Raw genomic sequence first — 25884 nt, forward strand, 5'->3', positions numbered from 1 at the left:
AAGTGCGCAAACAGGCGTATAAACGAACGAATCCTATGGTGTAGCAACTCTTGCTACGAGCCAGATATTTGGCACATGAGGAACAGGGTTCAGAGGCGTCCAACAGCAAATACGTGAGATGGAAAATTCGATGCGGGACCTCCCTTTGAAGGCCCAGGATACGCATCGCTTTGCTGCTGCTTTCCGGTTAGGTCGCGAGGGTTCGCTTCAAATCACGGTCTAAATTCTGCACGGGTCAGCGAGTAATGTAGCCGAAGCGCTCAAACGATAGTCGCGGAAGAAGGAGCGTCCGTGCGCTGTTGCTCCGCTGCGCACCTTGCAATGTTCCCGCTCCGCACATACTATATATTATGGTTACCATCTATTTAATGCGACTGATGCTGGGGCATTTGTTGTGCGCTGCGTCCTCGCTTGATCAAGGAGCACTCGATGACTACCTACGAGCCCAAAATCACGGCCGTGCTGTGCGTGGATTTGTACAACGACTTCCTTAGCGAAGGAGGCAAGCTATTCCCTTGGGTCAAGGAGATTGCGAAGGAAAACAACATGGTCGAGAACCTCCGTACCGTCGTCCAGACGGCGCGCGAAGCGGATATCGCGATCTATCATGTGCCCCACCATCGATGGGAGTCAGGGGACTATGTCAACTGGAAGTACCCGTCGCCCTATCAATTGGGCGCGGCCGAGCGACAAGCGTTTGCCAAAGGAACGTGGGGCGGCACCTTTCACGACGATTTTCAGGTACAACCCGGCGATATCGTCGCTACTGAACATTGGGCTTCAAGCGGCTTCCCGAACACAGATCTCGACCACCAGCTCAAGCGGTACGGGAAGGAAAAGATTATTCTGATCGGCCTTCTGGCGAACACTTGCCTCGAGGCGACGGGCCGGATCGGCATGGAGTTGGGGTATCACGTCACGCTGGTACGGGACGCGACCTCGGCCCGGTCGCCCGAGGCCTTGCGCGCGGCCCTGGATATCAATGGCCCGACTTATGCCCACGAAATTCTCACCACTGCGGAACTGGTATCGGCGATAAAGGCGTCGATCTAGATACAAAGGGGCGACCCAGAACGAAACGCCCGAAAAGCACAAAGCTTTCCCATGTGGCCCCCCTAGCGCCCGAATCGTGTAGACACGCGCGACTCAATCTTGCGACGGTGCGTTTGCAAAGGGATATGACGTCAGATCGGCGGGCAGCTTATCGAGCTGGTGGAATACGGTCAACCAGTCCTTCAGATGCCAGGTCTTTACGATTTGACCATCGCTCAGCTCATGAAATGAGTGAATCGCGAAGTCAAGCCGTTTCGATGTGGCAGCGATACCCATGAGGGCTCCGGACTGGGTCCCCGTGATTCTTGCGCGAACGGCCTTTGTTGCCCCGCACCAGAATGTCCTGGATTACGATTTGCATATCCGGAAGTGCCAGAGTCAAGTCCGAAAAGATGGGCACCATGATATATCGTCACATCGGTCGTGGCGACCCCGACCGTGGCGCTGGTCTCACGCAGTTCCTTCGCGACTTTGTCTAAACGATTCGAGCGACGCGCTCCCAGACGAGGATCGCTCCCTTCCAGGCCAGATGGCGTGCCCAGAGTTTGCACATGTGATTACGGCCGCCGTCGCTTCAATTCCGTTGCTCATGGCCTGACTCCGTTCGGGTGATTGGCCAGGTTTCCGGTGCGAGCGAACTATAAAGATACCCGATCAATACGTGGCCCCGTCGATGCGCACCGCCACCTCGGGGAGCCCGACAAACGCGCCCCTCTCTGAGGCCATGTATCTCAATTCGCTTCCCTGACTGCCTGTAAAGTCCCGCACCCGAACCAATGATTCAGCAAACGGCAACGAATTAAAACGGTATTTCAGTTTGCTGCTTTGATCAGAGTGTCGTAAATTTTTTGATCAAGGTCTTTAGCCACCTCAGTCACTCTTTCGTCGCCATACTGACCAAAGAGCGTTGAAGGCCGATCGTATTCGAAAGTGGCAGATCCAGACTTGTTTTCATAAAGCATGACTCTGAGCGGGGCATAAAGTCCGGCCGCCAATTCGTATTGTGTCATTCGAGTAGCGATAAGCACATTGCCGATCAGATACTGTACCGCGTTACGTCGGCCGGAGCGGACCTGTAACCAGTCACCATGCGTGGCGACCGAAAAGATGACGAGACCAGCGACACGCTGGATTTTCGTCAACTCGTCATTGACGCGACCGATCTCTCCATCGTGGAGAAGAGCTCGAATTCGGTCATCAAATCGCGGAAGCTTCTCCAGCGCCGCCCGGGCTTCGCAATAGGGCTTGGCCGAATCGATGCGGATATGTTCAACGAAGATATTGCTGCGATGGACCTTTGGCTCGGCGGCAGACGCTTCAGTTGCAACGCTTATCGTAGCCGCAGGGCTAGTGTTCGAATTCGAGTGTGTCATCATGCTCTCCTATGGGTGTCATGGTGATTCGTTGGCTTCGAGGACTACTCTGTCACCACACGTCAACGATCATCGACATCCTCGATGGTAGCAATCGTGCGTTGCTGACAATGGTCACGGACATTAGTGGCAGGTGTTCGATCGATCTCCAGGCTGAGCACTTCTGGGCGACTGAAGTGGCCACGCGAATCCATCAGGCGCTTGCGCTTGTCGATCAAGGCAAAATCGAGATCGGCTATTACCTCGCCTTCGCCAGAGCGCAGAGGCTCTGCCATCAAGTCGCCCTGCGGCGAGACGATTGCAGTAAAGCAGCCGCCGGAGATGGGTCCTATCGGGCAATCCGTGTCTTGCATGATGAGGGCCTGCTGTTCGGCGCTCAGCCAAGCTGTGGCATTGACGACGAAGCAGCCGGATTCCAGGGCGTGTTGGCGAATGTTGACTTCGGTCTGCTCGGAGAATCGGTCTCCTCCAAACGAACCAGGGTACATGGCGACGTGAATTTGCTCGCCATCGGCCATCAGAGCGTAGCGAGCCAGCGGGTTGTAGTGCTCCCAACACACGAGCTGACCAACGCGTCCAACGGCGCTGTCGACGGCTTGCAGTCCCGATCCATCTCCCCGCCCCCACACCATGCGTTCGTGGTGAGTCGGCATTATCTTGCGACGTCGTTGAATCAGGGCCCCATCGGCATCGAACAATAACTGGGCGTTGTAAAGCGTGCCTCCATCGCGCTCGTTGATGCCGATGGCCACAACCATCCCGGCCTGTCTACAGGCGTCGGAGATCGCCTGGGTTGAAGCTGATGGCACAGTCACGGCCTCTTCAATCAACTTAAGATGTTCCTCGACCATTGCAAACGGCGGCTGCACGTAGGAAAAATAGGGGTAGTACGGCACCAGCGCTTCCGAGAAAGTTGCGAACTCGACGCCCTGACGACCAAGCTCGATGATTTTTCGGACAACTTTGTCCACGGTGCCTTCGCGGCTGTAGAGGACGGGGCTCATTTGCACGGCGGCAGCTTTGATGATGTTCATAGCAGATCTCCTTTCATGATCGATTGTCGAAGCCGGTGTTCGGTCACAGCGAATTCGTGTTCGCCGTTATGTGTCACGCCCATTGAGCGAAGCACGGTGACTAGGCTATCCGTCGGGCCATGCAGATGCCTTTCCAAAAGACCGGTCGTTTGCGTTTCTTCCGGCGCTGCAAAATTGGAGTAGAGTCAGACGACGGACGCGTACTCTGTCGAGGAGGATGAAATGTCCCACTCACATGAAGTCCAGGACGCACCACCGCCTTCAGACCGGATTCGTCCGAGGCTGACCGGTACACATCTGATACTGGAAGGTGTCGAAGTCAAGCGCGAAGGACGCGTCGAACCATATCTGGATACGCTGCCTGCACTATCTAGCGCCCCTATACGCTGGTTGGGAGTGGCGATCGAAAATTACTCAACGCCGGCGTGCGTGATTCCGCGACACGAGCACGTCGAGAATTTTGTGCACCTCGTCCTGAGCGGGTCAGGTAGATACGAGATCTCGACAGGTGGCAAAACGCTCCGGTTTGATGCGCACCCAGGCACGACTTTCATCGTGCCTCAAGGCACAGTAGATGAACTAAGATGGGAGACGCCCATTCATCACATCGCCGTTGCAATTCATCCAAGCCTGCTGGTGAATGCACTCGAGCAGAGTGCACACGAAAGCAGTATCGAGTTGATCGAGCACTGGAACTTGATGGACCGCCACATCATGGCAGTGCTCCTTGCGATGACCGCGGACCTCGAGGAAGGATCGCCCGCGGGCAAGCTTTATGGCGAATCGCTCGCGAATGCTTTGGCGGTATATCTGTTGAGGCGCTACAGTGCGCGAAGACTTGAGCCCCCCGTCTATCGTGGCGGCCTGCCGGGCTATCGCCTAAAGCGGGTGATTGAGCACATTGAGGAACACTTGGCGGCCGATCTAAGTCTTCGTGAGCTCGCTGCGGTTGCCGGTATGAGCGCGCACCACTTTGCCGAAATGTTCAGGCGCAGCACCGGCCGATCACCCCATCAGTACGTACTGCTACAGAGAATCGAGCGGGCAAAGCAGCTCCTCCGGGATCCTAAGCGCAGCGTCATTGATGCTGGACTTGACGCAGGATTCAGCAACCAGAGCCACTTCTGCCGGGTGTTTCGCAAGTTTGTAGGGGAAACTCCCTCAACATTTAGGTCCGAGGCACAGGCGCGCTGAGCCAACTCGAACGACCACCTTGCGACAACCGGTAAGATGGGAGACGATAAGCCCCCCGCAGGTCCTGAAACAAAGCCATGACACCCCTTTATGACGCATCGGAGTCGTCCAGCGGCTCGTCGCCGCCGAGTCGGACGCAACGGTTGTCAAATACGCCGGGCGATGTAAGAGTGGCGCGTCCTCTCGCGATTCTGCGGAGGCTTCCACACAGCCCAGGTCGATTTAGGGCCGTGGCGTTCGGACAGTAGCCGGCCATAAAGGAGTACGGGTGCTCCTAGTTCGTATTACTATCGCCTCGCGCTATAGGACAAACGGAATAAGCGCCGCTACGCGCCTTTTGTAGCGCTCATATCGCATACCGAAGATCTCGGACATCCATCTTTCCTCGAGCTTTAGCTTGTGCCACAAAGCGATCGTAACAAGCAAAAGCGCGGCGAGTCCTCTATACTCTCCATTGCAAAACGTCGAGCCAAATATGGCGACCAACAAACCAGTATAAATCGGATGCCTGACGAATCGATAGGGACCGGCTTCCACCAACTCGTGATCTTTCTTGATGCTGACCGACCCGCTCCAGTTGGCGGCGAGCTGAATACGTGCCCACGTGGCGAAGCCGAGTCCGGCACAAACGACAGCGACCGAGCTCATCTCGACAAGCGGCTTGCTCTCGATAAAGCGTTTAAAAAACCAGGCGAAATGAAAGCGAATCCAGGTTGGCCAAAACCAGTCGGCCGTCAGCAATACGAGCGACAAGTAGACCGATACGCTTCGGATCATTACCGAGACGCGTCTTTCTCGTCGGACCGTCGCCTTAACCTTGTTCGATGCGACCCGCCAGCCAATGGCCCAAGCGAGCCAGAAAAATAGAATCAGATCTTGTGACAAGTTCATCTTGTATGGAATGTAATTGCCTATGTGTGCCTCTTAAAAAGGAGTCTCGATTCGCTTGACGCCGCTGCGTAGCTCGCAAGCATGCGTGAAAACCTCACCGCCACGTGCCGGTCTGACGCAGCAGTCAGATAAGAATCGATCGCGCGAGCGAAACGAGTGCCGCTCCGTCGCTGCCTTTGCGAAACACCGCGTCAAAATGAGTGAGTGAGCCCATCGTCCGGAGTTCTGCCTCGCTGTAACCAGTCACTGCGACAATACCGATTCCGGAGGTCGATCGCATTTTCCGGATAATTGACGCGACCTGAAATCCGTCGTATCCGGGGAGTTTGACATCCAGCACGATCAGATGAGGCACCCATGGCCCGATTTGGCTGACTGCTTCGATGCCATCGCGGGCCGACCGGATATCGTAACCTTCGTTACCCAGGAGCGCAGCGAATGCCCGTACGTTGGCCGCATCATCGTCCACAATCATGATGCGCCCGACCTCGCCTGATAGCAGGATCTGGCGTTCAGTCAAACGATGCACGTTTGGCCAGGTGCCAGTGTCATTGGAAGCGAAGCCGCGCGAAAGGTCTTCCACGCTAAATAAAGCAGATAGGTAGCGCCAGCAAACCGCACTACGTCGTGGGCGATGGGAACAGCGAGAAACAATCGGGACAGGCCAAACGCTGCCGCGATTGCATGGCAATAGGTTCCCGCTAGTATTCCGGCTAGCGATGCAAAGCCGGCAGAGCGCCCCTGAGTCATGCTCCTTGACGCTATGAGCAGCATGTCCGGACCGGGCGTCATCGTTAGCGCGAGACAAGCTGCGGAGAACAGTCCGAGGGTGGCAAGGCTAACCATGAGAAGTCCCTTTTGTGTGGCACAAAAGGGACATCAGTTTAATGAGCGCGCTTTATTTGGTCAATTTTGAACGAGTGCTTCCGGTGAAGCAGTAGATCCTCAACAAGCGAGTCGCATTCAGTCAGCATAGGTACCCGCGGATAGTCTCGGTTGGCTGGATTTACGAAACCTTGCGGTATTGGTTGCTTCGGTCCGTCTGTATAAACAGAGGCTATGTGACCGGGGCTCGCGCGAGTAGGCCGAGATCGGCCATGAAGAGACGTTCGACACACGTTTCTGATTCGTCGACAATTCTTGGGAAACGTCGCCAAGCTTGAAGAGTCGACAACGAACTTTCGGGAATCAGCGTGCCAACTACCAATATGCAGACACGCCTTATGACGCTTGCACGTGAATCGAAATGGTTCTGGCCAGCGCTCGTCGCAGTACGCAGTCTCAATCTGCCCTCCTGGTGTATCGGTGCTGGCGCTGTTCGCAATCTCGTATGGGATTCGCTGCACGATTTCCGGACTGCATCTGCCTTGTCGGATATTGATGTCGCGCACTTCGATGCTTCTGATCTCTCAGGCGAGGGCGATGCGAATATTCAGCGCCGTTTGAACAATGTGCACTCGAACACGCCGTGGGAGGTCACCAATCAGGCTGCCGTGCACACATGGTTCGAAGCAGATTTTGGTCATCCGGTCTCGCCGTTGGTATCGCTGGAAGACGCTGTCGCATCGTGGCCTGAGTTCGCGACATCGGTCGGACTAACGCTACGGGAAGACGACTCGATTGACGTCATTGCACCGTATGGGCTTGACGATCTTTTTGCTATGGTGGTTCGGCGAAACCCGGCGCGTGTCAGCATCGACACCTATCGAAAGCGAATCGAACAGAAGCAATAGCAAAAGCGTTGGCCGCGCGTAACGATCGTGCCAAGCTGAGCGGCGCACGGATTGATCGACCGCTGTGGAACAGTGCGACTGCCACCATGGTGTCGCGATATGCTCATCGCATAGGGCAGTGACCGGCAGTTACCGACATTCCACAATCCGCTGAGGATGGCCGCTTTTCGCCGAAAGTGGCCATAATAGGAATGCCAATCTCAGGTGTTTCCGTGGGTAATTCGCTGCATCGATGCCGACTATCCATTTCGCTACGGATACCGCAGTCGCCGAATCGCCGTCCGGAAGGCATTCTCATGTCACGCCCTCGGCCACTGCAGAAAATAGCGCCTGTAGCCTTTCAGCATGTGCCACCGGTTCCCCGTGCGACAGTGCCATGGTCCGGCCTACGAACTGCATCGCCTGAAAGCTCGCAATGACCGACAGAAATACTCCGGTGCGCTGTGCCTTATCTGAACCGGGGATGAATTCTGGCAATGCCCATCCACAGTGCGCCACGAACCTCCTGCAAAGTATGGTCGCGGCCACTTCGTTGTTCATCGATCGCAGCATGATGAGCATGCCGTCCATCGGTGACGCGCGCGGTTCGGCTTCTGCCACCAAGGCGGTCGCGATGCTGCGGCATAGCGTCGTCAGATCAGGCGCGCTCTTCAGTATTTCCCCCGCAAAAACGGGAAGCACAGTATTGGCTACTTCGCGGAACAGCAGCTCCTTCGAGCCGAAGTACCGCTTGATCATCATGGCCGTCACGCCGGCGTTGCGGGCGATGTCGCGCAGGCCAGCGTTGTAACCCAACTGTGTGAAAGACCACCGAGCGGACTCGAGTAGCGCTTCGCGCCGGACGGCTCCCTTGCTGCTTAATCCCGTCATAAATAGATCCACATCCTATACGTCGGTTTCTCTCATACCCGTCACATTATCAACGTGCACGGTCGAACTTCGTCAACGATTGACTTGATGTTGCCTTGAGGATGTACGGCGAGCGCCGTGCATCCTTCTTGAGGTGAACGGCTCTACCGGGCCGGCGTGGCCGGAGAAGTCGCCTCGCCGGCCGCTTTGACGCCGACCAGTTCTTCGCATGCGTGATCGCGCCACCGGGTCGAAATCACGCGGCTATGGCTATCGAACCGGATCTGGAACTGACAGACCATCGTTTGATCGCCACTGCGAAGATGGAGCAGATAGTTCCATTCGCGAACGTGGAACACCGCTTCGTTGAAATGCGGCGGCCCGATCAGTTCATCGATCTGGCTCTTGGTTTGACCCGGTGCGACCATGCGCAAATTGTCCATATTCGGAAACGAGCCCTCTTTCGTCCACGCCCGGTCCGGATCGGGAAACGAACCGTCGGACGGCGGATAAAAAAGGCAGCCCGACAGGCCAAGCACGCTAGCGAGCGCAAGAGTAGTCGCGAATATCGATTTGATCTTCATATTTCGTTTGAGCCTTAAGGCAAAAAGCGTTGTGTCGGGAACGGGCAGCGCTCGGGCAGATTGACTCGCGCGAGGCTGCTCAACAACGGCGAAGAAGCGCAATGAAGCGCAAAATGAAACGCGCCCCGCCGCTACCACTGATACCCTGCGGCCACCGCCCCGCCATAGGTGCCGCGACTGTTGGTGGACACCGCCGCCTTGTAGATCCAGTGGTTGTTCTCCGAGATGGTCGAGATGCCAAGCGCCTGACCGGTTTGTCCGCGATACACGCTGCCGCCGAGCGACACCATGCTCATGCCCGGTCCGGACGGCTGCGGCAAAGCGGCAATGGCCATCGCGGCGGCGGTGCCGCCATCGGCGTCGCGCCGGTCGGTGTCAATCTGATTGCGCAGGCCGGCGATCTGGCTGTCTGTGTAGCCGTTCGCCTGTTGCAGCGTCTGGTTGAGCTGCTGCACGTTAACGGCATCGGTAGGCGCGGTGCCCGCCGCAACATTGACCACTTGCCGCGAGTTCGCCGCGCTGCCCACCGACACGACGTCGTTGCGGCCGCCATCGTTACTGTTGCTGCCGATCGCGACCGATCCGTTACCCGATGAAGTCGCACCGGTGCCGACCGCAGTCGAATTGTTGCCGCTCGATTGCGAGTTGTTGCCGACCGCCGTGCTGCCCGCGCCGGTTGCGGAAGAACCTGTTCCGCCAGCGGAAGAGTTCGAGCCGGTCGAAGAAGGCCCAGTCGATCCGCCGCTGCCCGTCGGGTTCGTCGAGAAGCCGCCACCGCCGCCCGTGCTGTTATTGTTGTTGATCAGCTGCGTGAGCTGGTTAGCCACCGCGTCGAGCTGCGAGACGTTGACCGCATCGCTGCCCGCCTTACCCGGTGCTAAACCGGTGATTTGCCGGTTACCGACGTTAACCTCGCCCACCGACGATTGCGGCGTGCTCAAGCCATAAGCGATGTAATTCGTCAATGCGCCGACCGTCGTCTGCGAGCCGGCGCCGATTGCGACGCTGTTCGCGAAGCTCGCGTTCGCGCCCGCGCCGAGCGCGACGGCATCGACGGCGCTGCTGCTCGAGCCTGAACCGATCGCAATGCCGCCCACGTTCGTGACACTCGAATTCGCGCCTTGCGCAATCGCTTCCGCGGCACTCGCGTTTGCGTTGGCGCCCAATGCGATCGCATCGACCTGCCCCGAGTTCGCCTGCTGACCGATCGCGACGCCGCCTGGCGCGAGCTGTTGGACGGTCGCGCCATTGCCGATTCCGACGCCGTTATCGCCATTGACCACCGTCTGCGGACCGACCGCAATCGACTCCGCGCCGACGGCTAACGAATCGGCTGCGGCAGAGTTCGCGTGGAAGTACTTCTGCGACGTCACTGCAAACGAGGAAAGCGAATTGGCAAGCTGCTCGACCGTCACCGCATCGTGCTGCGACGTACCGTCGGCCACGTTCGTGAGTTGCCGGAACGTGTTGCCGGCCGCGCTGCCGAACGAAACCGCGCCGAGCAGCGTACCGTTGGCAGTATTGAACGGCACGGACGACGTGCCGATCGTGATATTGCCTATGCCAGGCGCGATCGCGCGATCCGATATGGATCCCGAACCAATTGCAACGCCGGTTTGGACCGTGACGTTCGACTGGGCGCCGAGCGCCAGCGAGTTGTCCGCCTGTGACTGCGCGCCATTGCCGGCCGCGAGGCTGCTTACGCCGGCCGAAATCGCGGCGGGTCCGATCGCCACGCTATTTGTGCCTTGCGCCTGGCTGTCCGCTAACGTGGAGTTCGCGTGGAAGTACTTGATGCCTGCGTCGCCATTGACGATGTTGTCGACCTGATTAGCGACGTTCGTCACGTTCTGGTTGGTCGCGAAGAGCTGCGAACCGTTGACGGCATCGGTACTTGTCGCATTAACGGCGCCGTCCGCCACGTTGGTGATGTTGTCCGGACCGGCGCCTGCGTGATTGGCACTGAATGCGCCGGTACCGCCGTTGGCCGTCGGGTCCCACAACAGCGCATCCTGCGTCACCTGATTCACCTGCGAACTGACGGCCTGCAACTGACTCACGTTGACGGCGTCGGTCGAGGCCGCGCCCGCCGCGACGTTCGTGACGCGACGTTCGTTGCCCGCGGAACCGACGGACACCTCGCCGACCGGCGTTGCGCCGGCAATCGTGCCGGTGCCGGGATTGAATGCGGGCGTGGCCAGATTGGCCGTCGTCGTCGAGTTGGCGCCGAGCGCGACCGAATTGACCGCGCTTGCGACCGCGTTGGAACCGATGGCCACACCTTGCGTGGCGCCGGCCTGCACCACCGCGGTATCGCCGATCGCAACGGAACCTGCGTTATTAGCCTGCGACGTGTTGCCGAGCGCGACGGAGCCCTGACCGACCGCCACGTTGCTGTTACCGATGGCGACCGCACCATTGGCCTCGTTCCCGGCAGTGGCTGTCGCGGTGCCGTCGCTGTTGGCGATATTGTTCGCGCCGCCAACGAACGCGCCGTTGCCGCTCGCGAAGCTCGGATCGCCGAGCGCGACCGCGCCGTTACCAAATGCGGTGTTCGATGTGCCGATTGCCAGCGCGCCGTCGCCGGTCGCGTTGCTGGTGCGCCCGATCGCGACCGCGCCGCTCGTGGCGGTGGCGGAATTGGCCAGATTCCCGAAGCCCACCGAGACGTTCGCACCATTCGCACCTGTCCGTGCGGCATCACCGAGCGCGATCGAATCAACGCCGCCGGTGGCAGCATTAAAGCCGATGGCGATCGTGTTCGCCTGGGCTGCAACCGTGCTCGACCCGATAGCGATCGCACGGGCTGCAGTGGCCTGCGCGGGGTTGCCAAGCGGGCCGCCGCCGCCGCTGCCGATCGCAATGGCGTCGCCGGTCGTTGCGACCGCGCCCGGGGAGCCTGCGGGCCCCGACCCGATAGCTATCGCATAGGCGTTGCTCGACGATGCCGCCTGGCCGATCGCGATCGCGTTCGTGAAGAGCGCGGAAGCGTTCCCGCCGATGGCGACCGAACCGAACGAGCTGGTAGCAGCCGACGCACCGATTGCGACCTGGCTAAGACCGTTGGTTTGATTCGATGCGCCATCGCCTATCGCTACGCTATTCACGCCGACTGACGCCGCCGCCGGCCCGATCGCGATCGAATTTGCGCCGGTCGCGCCGTCATTGGCGAAGTTCGCCTGCTGCGTGCCACCATCGTTAACGCTCAAGTAGTGGGCGGCATCCGCCGCGATGGTGTTGCCGAGGTTCGTCACCGCCGTGTTGGTCGCAAACAGCTGCGAACCGTTCACGGCATCCGTCGAAGTGGCCGAGAGCACACCCGCGCCGACATTCTGGATCTGCCGCTCGGCGCCCGGGCTGCCCACCGAGACCACGCTGGTTCCGCCGGTGCCGGCCGCCGGCGTCGCGCTGCCGGTAATAACGAAGTTGCCCGTGTGCGAAGCCGCTGTCTGTGAGCCCGAACCGAGCGCCACGTCGCCCGCGGCGGCAGTGGCGTTCGCGCCGTCGCCGATCGCGACGTTGCCGGCCTGGCCCGCCGCGCCCGCGATCGACGCGTTGCCGAGCGCCACCGATCCCTGACCGACCGCGACGTTGCCGTTACCGATCGCGACTGCGCCATTCGCCGCATTCGCGGCAGTCGCGGTTGCAGTGCCATCGCTATTCGCGATGTTGTTCGCGCCGCCGGCGAAGGCGCCTGTGCCGCTGACGAAGCTCGGATCGCCGATCGCGACGGCGCCGTTGCCGACCGCGGTATTGCCCGCGCCGATCGATACGGCCGCGCCGCCGGATGCCGATGCGTTCTGACCGATCGCCACTGCGCTCGCCGAACCCGCAACCGAGCTGTCGCCGACCGCGACGCTCGAGTTGCCCGTCGTGTGCGCATTGATGCCGACCGCCGTCGAATTGTCGCCTGCCGCTGTCGCGCCCGGCCCGAGTGCGGAGGCCGAAACGCCAGTGGACTGCGCGAGATTGCCGAGCGCCACGCCGAACTGCTGGGTCGCCACCGACGATACGCCGAATGCAATCGACGACACGCCGCTTGCCGCGCTGGACAGCCCAATGGCAACCGCCTGATCGGCGGAGGCGAGCGAAGCTTCGCCAAACGCAATCGATGCATTGCCGGTTGCCTGCGTGCCCGAGCCGGGAACGCCGGCCGTGCCGCCCACACCGATCGCAATGGCGCCCGTGTTGCTTGCGCCGCTGTTGACGCCGATCGCCACTGCCGAAGCGCCATTCGACACTGCTCCGCTACCGAGCGCGACCCCGGCGTCTGCGCCGGCCCGCACCTGTGACTGATTGCCGATGGCGACAGACCCGACACCCGCGGCCGACGCCTGAAAACCGATCGCCGCCGATTGAGCCTGCGAAGCGTTCGAGGAGTGACCGATGGCAACCGCGTCCTGCGCGCCAGTGGATGAGGAGTCGCCCACGGCGACACTCGAATTCCCCGCTGCGTTTGCCGAGGATCCGACCGCAATAGCGGAAATCCCGCCCGCAATGGCAGCGGCGCCGGCGGCGAGGCTACTATTGGCGGTCGCCTGAGCGTTGACGCCGACGGCGGTAGCACCAGTGCCGGTCGCAACAGACCCTCCACCCAGCGCTGAACTTGCTTGTCCAGTCGCGTGCGTATTCAAGCCGAGCGCGACCGCGCTGTCCGCCCCTGCGTCAGCGCCGGCTCCCACAGCGGTCGCCGAGTCTCCGTTGGCCTGGGCATTGATTCCTATGGCCATCTGATTCGTTTTCGTCGGGTCTACGGTCTGAGAGCCGATTCCGACCGCAAGGGAATCGTTGCCGTTCGCCGTTCCGCCATCCAGCGAAAACTGGCTCTGGCCTGGAGATGTCGCTTGCGCGAAAACAAGCGGGCTCATCGCTCCAAGCCCGATGACGGCAGCCAGACCCACAATCGCGCGTGTCCTCTTTTCCCCTGCCCTGCCAGGCGCCTTGTCATGTTCCGATACCGCGACAAAGGCACCCAACGCCTTGTTATAGATCGTCCGACATATCTTGTTCATGTTTTTGCCTTTCTCCAAAAGTCCGATAAAAACTCGCGGCGACAAATGCGGACTGCTTCCTTCGAGCGCACGAGGGTCTTGCAATCGCGGCGGCGTGACCAAGTAATCTAATTAGCAATACTAAATATCTAGTGTCCGATATATTAGATAATTCAAATACTAAAATCTCGTGACGACTAACAGGAAAAAGTACGTGCGAAATCCGGCCGCACCATTTGACAATGGTTCGCTAAAGAGAAACTGGTAGATGCGATTACCGGATACGTCCGGCAGTTTTGGTGTGGGAAACCAGGTGAGGCTATTTACGAAGGGACGATGTATAGCGAATCGCTCGCACCCATTGCCGCGCGAAGTTGGATCAATGGCGCAAACTGTCCTGCGCCGGGCGAGTCCGCCGCGTTTTCTCGCTGAAAAGTGTCCATGTGTACCATCCCCAGAACAAGGCGCGTTGCCGGTTGTCCGGTAAGGTGCGCCCTGCGTCGCAAAGCCGCGCCGTATAGATTTCATACGGCTATCGATCTCAAGAATCGTGTGCCCTGACTGGCGAACGAGAGTTGTATTTCATGTGCGACGAATAACTATTCATCGTTCGCATAACGTAACTAAAAGTAACTAAGTGCGTGCTGGACTCTCTCATAACTTGACATGACTGTCTACAGAAAAACGTCCAGCACAGAGAAAACAAATCTGAATTTTTGTGAACCGTTTTTGGATCGATCCTATATGCAGCAATCGAGGTTCGCACTCTTCAACCGCGATTGTGCTATGAGTTATTCGAGATATCCCGGAAACGTCATTAAAATGAAAGGCATTGAATAAATAAAGGCGACCGCGATGCGTTTATGCAAAGAGATTACCGGTATGAGACTATGGGCGACCGCTTCGGGGTCGCTAGACGTCGAATAGAAATAATCGGCGAGGATGCCGCCTGCAACAGGTGACATCTGCAGCAACGCGGCTCCTGAGGACGAACGATGAGTGACGGCAAACCAGAAGTTACTGTGCACGTACCGGGCGACCATGGTGACCTCAATGATTGGTGAACCAGATCATGGACGTCACCAGCGTCGCATGCGTGGCACTGGGCTGATCCTGCGGTTAACGGCCGCTACTCGGTCGTGGGTTCGCTGGAGGCGCAACTCACCATGCCCGATGTGCTGGAAAAGGTTGCGCGTGCGCTCCGCACACGACTGGCCGGATCGATGCAGTAGACGGACATTCGCACCAAGCTTGTGAGGGTTCGCAATGGGTCGGGAGCACGCACTGACGAATGGCCGCTTCGTGGTCGCTGAATTCCAGTGACCGCTTTCGAGCGATGAGTTCGAAGAGCGGACTGACGCGGCTCGACCCGTTGCTGCCGTTCGCGGCTGGCCAGTCGAATGGCCGCTTGTGAAGCCGGAGCCGACGCGAGGTAGTGCTGTATCAGCCACCGCCTGAGTCGATGCGCGCTGACGGTGGCCCTCAGATCCCGAACCCACGGGAACAGCCGTTCTTCCATGTCGCCGGGGCGACCATGCTGAGCATGGCGAAACGCATTGGGCGAGATCCCCGAAGCACACTTAAACAGCGGGTTGAGGTGCGCCGCATCACTGAAACGTCACGACAGCGCGATTTCGGTGATCGTCCGGCGGCTGCCGCGATCGGCCAGTTCAGCACGACTCTTCGCGAGACGCCGCCGGGGCACTGATCCCCTATTACCCTTCGAAGGGCATCATGCTCCACGCGTGTAGAGACCGTGTTCACGGCTCTTCAATACATCTGCCAAAAACCAGTACGCTTCCCCCCAAGCGTTCAGGATGCGTTCATCCGCGGCATCCCCGAGAACATCTTTGATGGCGGGAAGCAACGCGTTAGCGACCGCCGGATAGTGCTCAGCCTTGACATGAGTTGCAACATGCCGTGCGGCAATACGCTCAATCGCCGCTGTTAAAACGTCGAGGTTGTCCGCGTTACTCGCAACGGCGAGAAGCGCGCCGGCCAGTCGCTTGGGTTGCTCCCCAGACTTTGATGCCGCCTCATCGAACAGTTTTTTCATATCCGGGTCTACGAAAAGCCGCTCGTACATGCGGGTCGTGATTGCCAAGCCGTGCTGTTGCATGACGGCAGCAGTCGATTGGACGATCGCAATTGTTTCTGGTGAAAGGGTATTCATGGAGTTCTATCCGAAAGGGGTCTGGTGAGAGAGTGTAAGCACCCGAGGGCCCGGCTGCGAGCGGTGAATTCAGTAATCAAGGCATGCTGACCTCTTGCGAACACTGTGACTTGCGGGCGGTGCAAAGAAAGTCAAATTAACGAAGGTCTGTATTGCTAAGCGAGTGCACGGATGTGCGCCGGAACCGAGCGCATGGGCTTTACGAAAACTGATCAAATGTAGGGTCTATTACAGAATTGGTAAGGCGACTACGCAACGCCAAGCTATTCGACAAAATAAGATTTAATCCGGAAAGGCTCGTATATCGGTAATTTCACGCAAACCCTACGAATGCGCTCCGTCAAGCCGCTTCTGCAAAATACTCGAGTTCGAATTCAGGGCGTGGCCGGCGCGCTTTCACCGGCGCTTACGACCTATGAATGGATTCGTCAGCATTTCGCCAGTGCGCGTCTAGTATGCCGGAGGGGTTCTTGCGGCGAGCCACTCGGCGGATCACCGCCGCACGACAAGGTCGCTGCAAGGAGCGTGACGGCTTACCGCGCACAACCGACGGGAGACCTCATCGATGATCTGTGACTTGCGCGTATGCTACCGGGTTCCACGCGCCTTTTCATGGCGAACATGGTCAAACTGCGCTGCGTCGAATAACAACGCGGGACGCAACCGCAGATGGTTGCTCAGGTGCTTGGCCTGACTGGAGCAAGACGGTCGGCAGGATTCGGCAGGAGACGTGTTGCGGGCTGGAGCGACAGCATCAAAGCAATGCGCGCACGATTCGTCGCAACGGCTTCTTCGAATTCGATAACACGTGCCCGCAAAGGACTATTTCAACAGCACCGATACAGTGCCGATGATATTCTCGTTCGAGAAATTCGTTCGGGCGCTCATGTTCTGTTCAGCCCGCCAGCCTAACCTTGAACTTTATCGTTGCATCATGCAAACCGATCGCTTTCAAATGGCACTAACACGTTCTCCAGGCAACAAGGAAGCGTGGCGCGACCACATCAGCGTTTTCGGACACCACTTGAGTTTTGGACAGGGCGATCCGACAGGATCAAAGCTACGAACGTGGCAACTCGGAGCCGCGGATCTTGTTGACGCTCAGTTTGCGCATATGTCGATTTCGCGTATGCGCGAAGAAGACGGCTTAATGTGTCTAAAGCTTGTCAGACGCGGAACTCTGGTCCTTGAACATGACAAACAGGTACGGCCGTTCAGGCAGAACGAAATCGTACTGGTCCGCGGTTCACCATCGGTCAGACAAACGTATATCGAACCGGCCGAGGTCACTTCCGTCAGGTTTTCACCGAGGAGCCTTAAGGAACGAGGGCTCCGTTTTGATGCGCACGGTTACGCCGTGCCAGACCAGGAGAGTGCAGATGTTCGCGCGATTGCCGACACGATCGCGCTGGTAGCCAATCAGAACGGCGACACGAGCGAAAAGATGCGGCGCCGTCAAGGCGGGCAGTTGCTGGAGCTTCTTGACCTGCTAATCGAAAGTCCTAACGCTCTGACTCGCAGACGCAGCGGCGAAGCGACGCTCTTTCGAGCAAAACGCTTCATCGCGCAAAATCTCCGCAACGCGGAACTTGACGTGCCATCGATTGCGGCAGCAGTACACGTGTCCAGCTCACAGCTCACGCGACTTTTCAGAGATGGGGGCGAGACACTGATGCGCTATGTCTGGAGCCATCGGCTAGCGCTCGCGGCCGAGCTGCTCCAGCAAAGCGGCATGACACGTTTGCAAATACGTGAAATCGCTTATCGATGTGGCTTTTCATCGCCAGCGCATTTCAGTCGGGTGTTTAAGGAGCGCTACGGCGTGTCGCCAAAAGAGGCAGCATGTGAAAGTCTGATTACATCAACCGATTGCGACCCAGCAGTTGATAACTCTAAGTGACTGTGCAGGTACGCACACCTCACATCCGCAAGCAATCAGCAAGTGAGACGGAGGCAGTTGCGCGAGAGAACCAGTCGGCAGAAACTGGGAACCGCAATTAAGATTGAAAAATGTTCGACGTGTACAGCAGGCAGCCCACCTGGAATATCGTGGCGAGCCGGTTGTTATTTCAATTGATCTCAGCATGAGCGAAACGTGCATACGTTCAGATACCGTTCGAGGAACGGAGCCTGAACTTACGTCCGTTCTGCGGCACAACGGCCTCGTGAAAGACGCATGCCGAGATCTGGTCGAACGTTGATTTTTTGTTTAGTGTTATTAACAAATAGTAACAGGAGATTTACCGATGGCTCTCATCAAATATGTGGACGACGAGGTTTACCAGGAAGCCTTAGGTTCACCACAGGTCGCCAACCTGCTGCGCGCTCTGTTCAACTCTCCGGACTGGGCCAAGGCCTTCTCGCATCTCGCAGGGGTGCAGATGAGCAAGCTCGCACTGCCGGCGGCAGACCGCGAGGTTGTGCTCTTACAAACCGGTGCGATTTTCAATGCAGACTATGTATGGGCTCAACACGAAGGCATTTCCGAGGTAGTGGGAATTTCGGAGCGACAGCGTAACGCAATCAAGATCGGTGACTATGCGGATGAGATTTTTTCCGTGAGACAGCAGACGTTACTGAAGTTCGTGCGATCTATCGCCGACCGCCAGGATAGCCTTGGTGCCTGCCTTGCCGAGGCGAAAGCTCATTTCACTGACCAAGAGTTGGTCGAAATCATCGGTCTTCACGGCTTTGCCTATACCGTGTCATCAATCACCTCGGTCTTGCAGATTGAGCCGGACCGAATGAGTGGAGCGGCGTTGCTGCGCTTCGCCGGGCAACTCGCCAAATAGTCGAGTTGCAATTTGGTTCCGCGACGTATCCGGATTTTCGGAACACTCACCGCCGCCTTAAAACGGGATCGATTGGACCTGGCCGGCGATTTTCGACGGCCGGGAGCGATGCTCCAGATAGACTGGTAACAACCACCGACCATCCGGACGAACGTCTCACGCCTCGACTGGCACCGAAACCAGCTGCAAGGCAGCCAATCATCGACGAATGCCACCGAAGACAGTTGCACGCCGATTCGTACTGCGATCCTGAGCGGACCATTTGTCGAGGTCGTTAATCCTATTGCGCACCCGTTCGAGACTGGCATCACTACAACGGAAGCGATCGATCCCGACAAATGCTTTTCATCACGATGGTCGACGTCAGTCGAAGCAAGCAAGGTAAGGCCAGAAGACTGCGGTCGTACAACGTTTGGAAGGTGCTCAAATCCTGCGTGACAACGTGCAGCATGTAGTCGGGGTCACCGAAAAGCCGCTCTGCGCACGTAATCTCAGGGATGTTCTGCAATGCATCTTCGAAAGACGCAACATCCTGGGTCGTCATGTGCCGTAACGTGGCAAATACTATCGCCGCAAAGTTCAGGCCGACTGCCGCCGGGTCAATGATGGCTCGGTAACCGCTAATGACTTTTGCCTGCTCCAGGGCTCGAAGACGCCTTTGACAAGAGGAAACGCTCAGGCCTATGTGCTCACTCAGTTCCGTGACCGTGAGCCGCCCATCCTTCTGCAGCTCAGCAAGAATCTTGCAATCAATGTCATCCATTCAAAGAAAATTCGCTCAAATCGCACTTCGTAGACAAGAAACAGGGAGCACTTTCGATGAACATCACAGTACCATTTTCTCGTCGGACCGAGTGCGCCCAAGCGCGGGAAAGTGGTCAACGACGAGCGCGGATACTTACTGGCAGAAAGCACTTCGCTTTCTCGACCAGTGGAATCTCACGTCACGTGCCGCGTTATTCAGTGCAAGGGGTCTTCGTCATCTTCAGGCAATGCAGTCAACGGAGCAACGCAATGCAAAGCAGCCCTGCAAACCCATCCGCTTACCTTGATAATCGCCTACAAAAGCCCGCTGGAATCAGATTGGGCGTGGGCGTCACGTCCCCCTCGCCTGAACTGGTGCAGATGTTTGCGCACGCAGGCTTCGACTTCATATTCATCGATATGGAGCATGGCCCGATTTCGATCGAAACCGCTTACCGGATGGTGACCACCACGATCGGCACTGGTGCTGAACCGTGGATACGTGTCACGCACAATGACGCCGCACAGATCAAGCTCGCGCTCGACGCAGGTGCGAAGAACATCGTCGTGCCGATGATCAATTCCAGGGAAGACGCTGAAGCGGCCGTGTCATACGCGAAATATCCGCCGCGCGGCACACGCGGCTGGGGGCCGTTCCGCACGCAATACCAGTGGCACACCAATATGCTCGATTATGCCCAGCGCGCTAACGCAGAGACCGGTGTGATCGCGTTGATCGAACATCCGAACGCAGTGCGCGACATCGATGCGATTCTCGACGTCGATGGGCTTTCCGGAGCCATTGCGGCTCCGTTCGATATGTCCGTGAACATGGGGTTCAGCGACGGTCCCAATCATCCGGAGGTGCGCGAAGCGATCGAACTGGTCATGAGGAAAATAAAGGCCAAAGGCATGCGGCTCCTTTCATTCGCCATCACGCCACAACAAGCTGACTCCGCGATGAATCTCGGGGTAGACGATCTGCTGCTGGGCTTCGATCCGATGTATATCCAAGCGTCGGTACAGTTATTCATGGAGAACGTGGCCAGACTACGTGGCACTGGGCAACAAGTCGCAAGCGTCCAACGTTGATGCGCGCGCGTGGCACCTCGCGTTCTCGCGACGATTGAAATACCGGGAGCAGTGAGAATGCCCAACGTTTTGTCTATTCGAATTCCTACTGAGAAGAGGACTTCGAACACCGTACGCATCGCTGCCGTCGGCCGCGAGCTTTCGGGCGAAGCCGTCCTTTCCGATTCCATGCCTTCGCCTAATTCGCAAGGAGCGCTTGTTATGAGTTACGAATCGCAACTGCTAACGGTGGCAGGTGTCATGTTGCTCGGCTGTGCCAGTCCCGGGCCTGATCTCGTGGCAATTACGTCGCACGCGTTTGTAAGACGCAAGGCAGGGCTATTCGTTGCGCTGGGCATCGTCACATCGCACGTCATATGGGCGGCACTGGCCGTCTTCGGACTAGGAGTGATCTTGGTAAAGATTGCATGGCTTTACGACGTCATTCGTATTGCCGGTGTCGTATACCTTTTATATCTGGGCGTGAAAATACCTGCCGGCCTGGGCGCGCCCGCCGCTGACATTGATTCGATGGATAGACCGGCTTGCAGCAGGATATTCGCTTATCGACGCGGCCTTCTAGTCGGCATGACCAATCCAAAGGGCGCAGCCTTCTTCGGCAGCCTGTTCGTTACGGTGTTGCCCGCGCACGCGCCCGCGTGGGTTCATGCAGCAACGCTTGGCATCGTTGCCGCTGTCTCCATCAGCTGGTCTTGTGGCATGGCTCTCCTGTTCTCTACTGACCGCGTGCAGTCCAGTTACAGACGACTCCACAAGCCGATCCAGGCAGTAATGGGATCAATCCTGATCGGCTTGGGTGCAAAGTTCGCCCTCGATCATTAAGCTTCTTGCGGAGATTCAAAAACCCTCGTCGGCGCTGCGACTTCACGGTAGTGCGTTTTGCTGCACGATGCCGCCGGTAAACGTCCGCTTCGGCATGCGCAGCCGACGTCCGCTTGAGCAAACACGGTCGGGGGCGACTGTCTCTTCCTGGCCGACCAGCGTCCTACGGTCGAGCGTGATGATCGTCACGGCCGCCCGTTCCAGGCAAAAGGCATTACCCGACCCGGAGCTGCCGTTCAGAGGTGGAGGCTGCAACGACGGCATTTAGTTGTACAACTGCCGTTCGCCGCCATTGCGCGATTTCACCTTGGGTACTTGCTCGGGCGCAACGGAAAGTAAATTCCAAACCTCGCTGGGTGCTGCACCGCGTTCCATGCGGGTTGAGTGTTGCGCGGCACCGAGGATACCTCGCCGAAGGACTGGGTCTTTTGCAGCTGGGCATCGCGACTGCATATCACTGCGTTGAACTAACGCACCACCTCACACGGCCTTGTCACGTTGGCAATTTGTGGGGCAACGCGTCACCTGGTCAGCCGCGCCACGCTGGTTGCCACGATTCGCGAGTGTGCGGCAGACGCCCCGCCGCCACACCCAGTCAACCCTTCCAGTGCGAGCAGCGGACCACGCTGCAGAAGTTGCCGCGATGGAAATGCGGTTCCTTGTCAGCAATCACATCGGCCATCACATTGGCGAACGCCGTGTCGGGCTTGTGCTTGACGCCGTTGTAAAACGCCTGAAGGAGGTCTTCCTTGGCGTGCTCGGTACGTGGGTGCGCGTGCACCACCACCTCGCGTTCCTTGTCGCTGTATTCGTCGTACTTGATGCCCAGCACATCCATTTCCACGCCGGCCGTGACCAGCGCGATCACCGGGTGCATGAACTCGGGCACACCCGGCGTGGCGTGCAGCGCAATGGCGATCCACACGCGCTCCACATCGTGTTTCGGAATGCCCCGGCTGCGCAGGAAATCGGCGGCCGCATTGGCGCCGTCCACTTCAAAGCGCTTGTCCGGACTGCTGTGTTCCACGGTCAGTCCCATGTCATGGAACATGGCGCCCGCGTAAAGAAGCTCCGAATCGAACTTCAGGCCACGGCGCTGTCCGGCCAGTGCTGCCCAGTAATAGACGCGACTCGAATGGTGGAACAGCAGATCGGACTCGGTATCGCGCACGAGATCGGTGATCTCGCGGGCAAGTTTGCTGTCGGGAATGGCGATGCCGCCTACGCTGATACCCATGACTGACTCCTTGTCGAGAGGGGTTGCCCTGAGTATAGGAGTGCGGTTAGCATGTCCGCAATGATCGCGATACGACGAAACAAGACATCGTCTTGAATGGTAACAACACCCGGGGCGATCCGGAAACAGGTAGGAAAACGATATGTCTCCACCCCGAATCATTGCACTCGTGGCGATCCAGGGCGTTCAGTTGCTCGACGTCTCGGGTCCGCTCGACGTATTTGCGGAGGCCAATCTCCAGGCCGGTGTCGAGGCCTATCGAATGCAAATCGTGGGCGTAAAGCGCGGTGCGATTCGTACCTCGTCAGGCGCGCGGCTGCTACCGGACCTTACCATCGAGGACGATCGCCGGGTCACCGCGCTGCCACGCCTGCACACGATGCTGGTGGCGGGCGCACCGCACGCCGGCGACGCACCGGCGGAGCCGATGCTGCTCGACTGGATTCGCCAGATGGCCCCGCGCACGCGCCGCTATGGCTCGGTGTGCCGCGGCGCTTTCCTGCTGGCCGAGGCCGGCCTGCTCAATGGCCGGCGCGTGACCACGCACTGGGCCGTGGCGGACCGGCTGGGGTCGTTGTTTCCCAAGGTGACCGTCGATGCCGACGCGATCCATATGCGCGATGGCAAGGTGCGCACGGCAGCCGGCGTGACCGCCGCGCTGGACCTCGCACTGGCGCTCGTCGAGGAAGACCTGGGCAGGGACGTCGCGCTCAAGGTTGCCAGCCAGCTCGTGATGTACTTCAAGCGGCCCGGCGGGCAGGGGCAGTTTAGCCGCCGCGCGGCCCCTGCCGCGGCCAACCGATCGGCCCTGCAGGAACTGCAGCGTTGGGTTGCGGCGCATCCGGGGCAGCAGCATGATGTGTCGAGTCTGGCATTGCGCATGGGCGTGAGCGCGCGGCACCTGACGCGGCTGTTCCGGGAAGAGGTGGGCGTGACGCCCGCGAGCTGGGTGGAAGCGGCGCGCGTGACCGTCGCGCGTGAACTGCTCGAGAACGGGGCCCTTGCGCCCAAGCAGGTGGCCGCCGAATGCGGCTTTTCAAGCGTCGATACGTTGCGCCGCGCATTCATGCGCGTGGTGGGCGTGACGCCGGCCGACTATCGCAAACGACATGCGATGACGGATCAGTGAAGCCACAGTCTTGCGACGACGTATCGGCCTCGCGCTTGCGATAGGCCGCCACCTTGTGCCGGTTGCCGCAGAGCGCCATGCTGCATCAGCGGCGCCGATGCAATCGCGTACGGTCAGGCTCGCGGTGAAAACGAGTCTCTCATGTCGCATTGTTTGTGATGGCAGCGATCAATTCCCTGGTTGTCGATACTTTATGGGCGTGAGTGAGGCCATCAATATCCATCGCAGCATGAAGTGCTTCATGTGAGCGCGCAGAGATCGCATCCCGAACGAGAGTTACGTGAAAGCCAAGTGCCATCCCGATGCGACCGGTCGCTTCAAGGCAGGTGTTCGCAAGCAGGCCAATCAAGATCGGGCTTCGAGTGATCCACGTTGGATTGATTGTGCAATGGAATTGATGTTTGCAAAGGCGCAGTAGGACATTGAACGGCCGGTACGAATTTCATTGCGGACTTCGGGTTTTCCTGACTGAAGGACCGCTTGTGGCCGCCTCCGGAAATTCGTCTGATGCGCGCTCGCCACTGATCGCGTCGACCGGCGAGCTTCCTTTGTCGACCCACTACCGACGTTGCACCGCTTATTCGCGTTGGTCCGTTGATGAATGAAGAGCAGCCACAGATCCACTGCCTCAAGCATTTCGTAGTGCGGGGACGCGCGCAAGGGCACAATTGGCATATGCGGTCGCTGTTTCGGCGCCAGAGTCGGGGAGGTGCAGTAGTTGTGGTGAAGTGCCAGAGGAAAACCGGGAGCGAAGGTCACGCTATAAGTCTGACGGCGATTACGAACTCAGCTGCGGCGGCGAGTGCTATCGTCGGGTTGAATTCCTTTGCTGCGAAAAGCCTAACTTCGCGTGTTCGTGAGCTTGTCCGCCATTGTGGGCAGCCTGTCTTATGTCCCGTAAAACGCTTCGAAGAAGGTCTGCAGTCGTGACGCGACTCTAGCGCGTCGTCGGGCGGCAGGTATGCCGCCAAGTCCGCTTTTGCCAACGCGATAGGGGGAGCGTCGCATGCGTGAACTTATCGAGACAATACTGGCATGGCTTGAACGTATCGATCCGGGCGCGTATCGACGCGTGAAAGGGCTACGGATCGTCACCGCATATGGCGTTGCAGTCGCATTCGGAACTGTCCACGACGTAACGGTGCTCGACCCCGGTCACGCATCGCTTGCGTCGCTCGCTGGCGGATTTGCGCTGTGGGCAAGCGTTTTCGAAGCGCGCGGCACCCGTTACCGATCGACTCGCGACCTCGTTTTACTATGCGGTGCCGCAGCGATTGGCGCATTGTTCTTTGCATTGCTTGCGCCTCTACTGAGTCTTTCGATACTACGACGATATGGATTGGGTGGCGGCGAATGGATTCTTCTGCCTGCTGTGTTTCTTACCGGTTTCCTTCGTCGATTTGGCGTTCTCGGAACGGGTGTTGGCTTGCAACTATATATAGGTGAGCTACTCGCTTATGGCGCCGGCCTCACACCGGTCGACGCGCGCGAGATCGGTATTGCATTGGCGATCGCACTCGTTGCATCGGTTGTGCCGCGTCTGCTGACCGGTCCCGGAGAACAGCCAGCCGCGGTTGCGCCGCCGTTGCACTCCGCCTGGCGCGCGTCGCACTTCTCGGCCGAATTCATCATTGGGCTGCAGGCAAGCGCCACGGCAGTGATCGTCATCGTGTTGAACAGCGTGTTTGGGCTCATTGAACCGTCGTGGGCCATTACGGCCGGTGTGTGTGGCACGACTGTCACGGCGACGGGTACGGCCGCACGTATCAAGCGGCGAATTGTTGGCACGCTTGTCGGCGTGCCGCTCGGACTTGCGTGTCTACCCATTGCCTCGCATGCGCCTCTCATCGTGTGCGCTTTAGTGGCGCTCGCTCTTGTCGTATATACGATGACGCTGCCCGATCGCTACGACATCGCTTGCGCCACATTCTCCTTTGTATTGATGATCACGCTGGCTGCCACGGGAGAACATTCGGTTTCGGTGCTGGTTGCCCGCGCCTGGGAAACACTCCTTGGCGGAGTGATCGCCTTGCTGATAGCCGTATATGTGATCCCACTGCGTGCGGTGCAGGAGTCGGAAGAACGTGTGGCCTAAGGCACCCATCGTTGATCGCGGCTTGAGCACGCTCTGGGCGTTGGTGGGCGAGATGACGACTATCGTTCGTCAGCTAACATTGCACGGCTTGACGGATA

General features: G+C 58.5%; 23 protein-coding genes and 2 pseudogenes. 9 read left to right on the forward strand and 16 right to left on the reverse strand.

The window, feature by feature from the left end; genetic code table 11:
* Nucleotides 1–429: 429 nt before the first annotated feature.
* Nucleotides 430–1053, forward strand: coding sequence for a cysteine hydrolase family protein (locus tag KZJ38_RS16750; RefSeq protein WP_219797306.1), 624 nt, complete (start codon nt 430–432; stop codon nt 1051–1053).
* Nucleotides 1054–1146: 93 nt separating this feature from the next.
* Here the strand turns inward: KZJ38_RS16750 and KZJ38_RS36605 are convergent, their stop codons facing one another.
* The 3 genes from KZJ38_RS36605 to KZJ38_RS16765 form a co-directional block, all read right to left on the reverse strand.
* Entirely contained in the window at nt 1147–1329 is a 183-nt protein-coding gene (locus KZJ38_RS36605) for an ester cyclase (RefSeq protein WP_246641513.1), read from the reverse strand.
* A 536-nt stretch (nt 1330–1865) separates the two neighbouring features.
* Nucleotides 1866–2429 (reverse strand): DUF302 domain-containing protein, encoded by a 564-nt coding sequence (locus KZJ38_RS16760; RefSeq protein ID WP_219797307.1) that lies wholly within the window; start codon nt 2427–2429, stop codon nt 1866–1868.
* Nucleotides 2430–2488: 59 nt separating this feature from the next.
* On the reverse strand, nt 2489–3460 hold the full coding sequence (locus tag KZJ38_RS16765) for a nitrilase-related carbon-nitrogen hydrolase (protein ID WP_219797309.1): 972 nt from the start codon (nt 3458–3460) through the stop codon (nt 2489–2491).
* A gap of 222 nt (nt 3461–3682) precedes the next feature.
* Here KZJ38_RS16765 and KZJ38_RS16770 point away from each other — a divergent pair, with 222 nt between their 5' ends.
* Nucleotides 3683–4654: a helix-turn-helix domain-containing protein gene (locus KZJ38_RS16770; protein WP_219797311.1), complete on the forward strand. Its 972-nt coding sequence runs from the start codon at nt 3683–3685 to the stop codon at nt 4652–4654.
* Between the two features lie 300 nt (nt 4655–4954).
* Here KZJ38_RS16770 and KZJ38_RS16775 read toward each other — a convergent pair whose 3' ends face one another.
* The 3 genes and pseudogenes from KZJ38_RS16775 to KZJ38_RS16785 form a co-directional block, all read right to left on the reverse strand.
* The gene (locus tag KZJ38_RS16775) at nt 4955–5539 is read right to left on the reverse strand and encodes a methyltransferase family protein (protein ID WP_219797313.1); all 585 of its coding nucleotides are present in this window, start codon (nt 5537–5539) and stop codon (nt 4955–4957) included.
* A gap of 130 nt (nt 5540–5669) precedes the next feature.
* Nucleotides 5670–6020, reverse strand: a complete 351-nt coding sequence (locus KZJ38_RS16780) for a response regulator (RefSeq protein WP_246641787.1) — start codon at nt 6018–6020, stop codon at nt 5670–5672.
* 89 nt (nt 6021–6109) lie between these two features.
* Nucleotides 6110–6391: pseudogene (locus KZJ38_RS16785) on the reverse strand (LysE family translocator); the annotation flags it as partial.
* Between the two features lie 377 nt (nt 6392–6768).
* Here KZJ38_RS16785 and KZJ38_RS16790 point away from each other — a divergent pair.
* Nucleotides 6769–7278, forward strand: a complete 510-nt coding sequence (locus tag KZJ38_RS16790) for a nucleotidyltransferase family protein (RefSeq protein ID WP_219797317.1) — start codon at nt 6769–6771, stop codon at nt 7276–7278.
* Nucleotides 7279–7572: 294 nt separating this feature from the next.
* On the opposite strand, the gene KZJ38_RS16795 is transcribed toward KZJ38_RS16790, so the two are convergent.
* From KZJ38_RS16795 to KZJ38_RS16815, 5 genes are all read right to left on the reverse strand, one after another.
* Nucleotides 7573–8073, reverse strand: a complete 501-nt coding sequence (locus KZJ38_RS16795; protein ID WP_246641514.1) for a TetR/AcrR family transcriptional regulator — start codon at nt 8071–8073, stop codon at nt 7573–7575.
* A gap of 218 nt (nt 8074–8291) precedes the next feature.
* Nucleotides 8292–8711 carry an outer membrane protein assembly factor BamE gene (locus KZJ38_RS16800; protein WP_219797319.1) on the reverse strand — a complete coding sequence of 140 codons (420 nt, stop codon included), beginning with the start codon at nt 8709–8711 and terminating at the stop codon, nt 8292–8294.
* Nucleotides 8712–8842: 131 nt separating this feature from the next.
* Nucleotides 8843–13723, reverse strand: a complete 4881-nt coding sequence (locus KZJ38_RS16805) for a beta strand repeat-containing protein (protein ID WP_219797320.1) — start codon at nt 13721–13723, stop codon at nt 8843–8845.
* Nucleotides 13724–14493: 770 nt separating this feature from the next.
* Complete coding sequence (locus KZJ38_RS16810) at nt 14494–14745, reverse strand: hypothetical protein (protein WP_219797322.1); 252 nt, start codon at nt 14743–14745, stop codon at nt 14494–14496.
* Nucleotides 14746–15434: 689 nt separating this feature from the next.
* Nucleotides 15435–15875, reverse strand: coding sequence for a globin domain-containing protein (locus KZJ38_RS16815; protein ID WP_219797323.1), 441 nt, complete (start codon nt 15873–15875; stop codon nt 15435–15437).
* Nucleotides 15876–16683: 808 nt separating this feature from the next.
* Here KZJ38_RS16815 and KZJ38_RS16820 point away from each other — a divergent pair.
* Together KZJ38_RS16820 and KZJ38_RS16825 are read left to right on the forward strand one after the other, a co-directional pair.
* A complete protein-coding gene (locus tag KZJ38_RS16820; RefSeq protein ID WP_219797325.1) occupies nt 16684–17775 on the forward strand; it encodes a helix-turn-helix transcriptional regulator in 1092 nt (363 codons plus the stop codon).
* Nucleotides 17776–18121: 346 nt separating this feature from the next.
* Entirely contained in the window at nt 18122–18667 is a 546-nt protein-coding gene (locus KZJ38_RS16825) for a carboxymuconolactone decarboxylase family protein (RefSeq protein WP_219797327.1), read from the forward strand.
* 310 nt (nt 18668–18977) lie between these two features.
* Here the strand turns inward: KZJ38_RS16825 and KZJ38_RS16830 are convergent, their stop codons facing one another.
* A complete protein-coding gene (locus KZJ38_RS16830; protein WP_219797329.1) occupies nt 18978–19430 on the reverse strand; it encodes an Lrp/AsnC family transcriptional regulator in 453 nt (150 codons plus the stop codon).
* 251 nt (nt 19431–19681) lie between these two features.
* Here KZJ38_RS16830 and KZJ38_RS16835 point away from each other — a divergent pair, with 251 nt between their 5' ends.
* Together KZJ38_RS16835 and KZJ38_RS16840 are read left to right on the forward strand one after the other, a co-directional pair.
* Complete coding sequence (locus KZJ38_RS16835; protein ID WP_219797330.1) at nt 19682–20503, forward strand: HpcH/HpaI aldolase family protein; 822 nt, start codon at nt 19682–19684, stop codon at nt 20501–20503.
* Nucleotides 20504–20704: 201 nt separating this feature from the next.
* Nucleotides 20705–21325 carry a LysE family translocator gene (locus KZJ38_RS16840; RefSeq protein WP_219797332.1) on the forward strand — a complete coding sequence of 207 codons (621 nt, stop codon included), beginning with the start codon at nt 20705–20707 and terminating at the stop codon, nt 21323–21325.
* Nucleotides 21326–21367: 42 nt separating this feature from the next.
* Here the strand turns inward: KZJ38_RS16840 and KZJ38_RS16845 are convergent, their stop codons facing one another.
* Nucleotides 21368–21514, reverse strand: a complete 147-nt coding sequence (locus KZJ38_RS16845) for a hypothetical protein (protein WP_219797333.1) — start codon at nt 21512–21514, stop codon at nt 21368–21370.
* A 406-nt stretch (nt 21515–21920) separates the two neighbouring features.
* Nucleotides 21921–22562 carry an HD domain-containing protein gene (locus KZJ38_RS16850; protein WP_219797335.1) on the reverse strand — a complete coding sequence of 214 codons (642 nt, stop codon included), beginning with the start codon at nt 22560–22562 and terminating at the stop codon, nt 21921–21923.
* 142 nt (nt 22563–22704) lie between these two features.
* On the opposite strand from KZJ38_RS16850, the gene KZJ38_RS16855 reads away from it, so the two are divergent.
* The gene (locus KZJ38_RS16855; RefSeq protein WP_219797337.1) at nt 22705–23691 is read left to right on the forward strand and encodes a GlxA family transcriptional regulator; all 987 of its coding nucleotides are present in this window, start codon (nt 22705–22707) and stop codon (nt 23689–23691) included.
* Between the two features lie 28 nt (nt 23692–23719).
* On the opposite strand, the pseudogene KZJ38_RS37020 reads toward KZJ38_RS16855, so the two are convergent.
* Together KZJ38_RS37020 and KZJ38_RS16860 are read right to left on the reverse strand one after the other, a co-directional pair.
* Nucleotides 23720–23806: pseudogene (locus KZJ38_RS37020) on the reverse strand (CGNR zinc finger domain-containing protein); the annotation flags it as partial.
* 24 nt (nt 23807–23830) lie between these two features.
* Nucleotides 23831–23989, reverse strand: a complete 159-nt coding sequence (locus KZJ38_RS16860) for a hypothetical protein (RefSeq protein WP_246641788.1) — start codon at nt 23987–23989, stop codon at nt 23831–23833.
* A 708-nt stretch (nt 23990–24697) separates the two neighbouring features.
* On the opposite strand from KZJ38_RS16860, the gene KZJ38_RS16865 reads away from it, so the two are divergent.
* Entirely contained in the window at nt 24698–25786 is a 1089-nt protein-coding gene (locus KZJ38_RS16865; protein ID WP_219797338.1) for an FUSC family protein, read from the forward strand.
* Nucleotides 25787–25884: the final 98 nt, after the last annotated feature.

The organism is Paraburkholderia edwinii (assembly GCF_019428685.1).
Lineage (GTDB): Bacteria > Pseudomonadota > Gammaproteobacteria > Burkholderiales > Burkholderiaceae > Paraburkholderia > Paraburkholderia edwinii.

Excerpts from the sequence above, each read along its gene's own strand:
- KZJ38_RS16780 (WP_246641787.1), bottom strand. The coding sequence starts at position 6,020 with ATGATTGTGGACGATGATGCGGCCAACGTACGGGCATTCGCTGCGCTC.
- KZJ38_RS16855 (WP_219797337.1), top strand. The coding sequence starts at position 22,705 with ATGTCTCCACCCCGAATCATTGCACTCGTGGCGATCCAGGGCGTTCAG.
- KZJ38_RS36605 (WP_246641513.1), bottom strand. The coding sequence starts at position 1,329 with ATGGGTATCGCTGCCACATCGAAACGGCTTGACTTCGCGATTCACTCA.
- KZJ38_RS16815 (WP_219797323.1), bottom strand. The coding sequence starts at position 15,875 with ATGAATACCCTTTCACCAGAAACAATTGCGATCGTCCAATCGACTGCT.
- KZJ38_RS16770 (WP_219797311.1), top strand. The coding sequence starts at position 3,683 with ATGTCCCACTCACATGAAGTCCAGGACGCACCACCGCCTTCAGACCGG.
- KZJ38_RS16830 (WP_219797329.1), bottom strand. The coding sequence starts at position 19,430 with ATGGATGACATTGATTGCAAGATTCTTGCTGAGCTGCAGAAGGATGGG.
- KZJ38_RS16825 (WP_219797327.1), top strand. The coding sequence starts at position 18,122 with ATGGCTCTCATCAAATATGTGGACGACGAGGTTTACCAGGAAGCCTTA.
- KZJ38_RS16790 (WP_219797317.1), top strand. The coding sequence starts at position 6,769 with ATGACGCTTGCACGTGAATCGAAATGGTTCTGGCCAGCGCTCGTCGCA.
- KZJ38_RS16800 (WP_219797319.1), bottom strand. The coding sequence starts at position 8,711 with ATGAAGATCAAATCGATATTCGCGACTACTCTTGCGCTCGCTAGCGTG.
- KZJ38_RS16760 (WP_219797307.1), bottom strand. The coding sequence starts at position 2,429 with ATGATGACACACTCGAATTCGAACACTAGCCCTGCGGCTACGATAAGC.
- KZJ38_RS16750 (WP_219797306.1), top strand. The coding sequence starts at position 430 with ATGACTACCTACGAGCCCAAAATCACGGCCGTGCTGTGCGTGGATTTG.
- KZJ38_RS16840 (WP_219797332.1), top strand. The coding sequence starts at position 20,705 with ATGAGTTACGAATCGCAACTGCTAACGGTGGCAGGTGTCATGTTGCTC.
- KZJ38_RS16850 (WP_219797335.1), bottom strand. The coding sequence starts at position 22,562 with ATGGGTATCAGCGTAGGCGGCATCGCCATTCCCGACAGCAAACTTGCC.
- KZJ38_RS16765 (WP_219797309.1), bottom strand. The coding sequence starts at position 3,460 with ATGAACATCATCAAAGCTGCCGCCGTGCAAATGAGCCCCGTCCTCTAC.
- KZJ38_RS16860 (WP_246641788.1), bottom strand. The coding sequence starts at position 23,989 with ATGGCACTTGGCTTTCACGTAACTCTCGTTCGGGATGCGATCTCTGCG.
- KZJ38_RS16805 (WP_219797320.1), bottom strand. The coding sequence starts at position 13,723 with ATGAACAAGATATGTCGGACGATCTATAACAAGGCGTTGGGTGCCTTT.
- KZJ38_RS16835 (WP_219797330.1), top strand. The coding sequence starts at position 19,682 with ATGCAAAGCAGCCCTGCAAACCCATCCGCTTACCTTGATAATCGCCTA.
- KZJ38_RS16865 (WP_219797338.1), top strand. The coding sequence starts at position 24,698 with ATGCGTGAACTTATCGAGACAATACTGGCATGGCTTGAACGTATCGAT.
- KZJ38_RS16810 (WP_219797322.1), bottom strand. The coding sequence starts at position 14,745 with ATGGTCGCCCGGTACGTGCACAGTAACTTCTGGTTTGCCGTCACTCAT.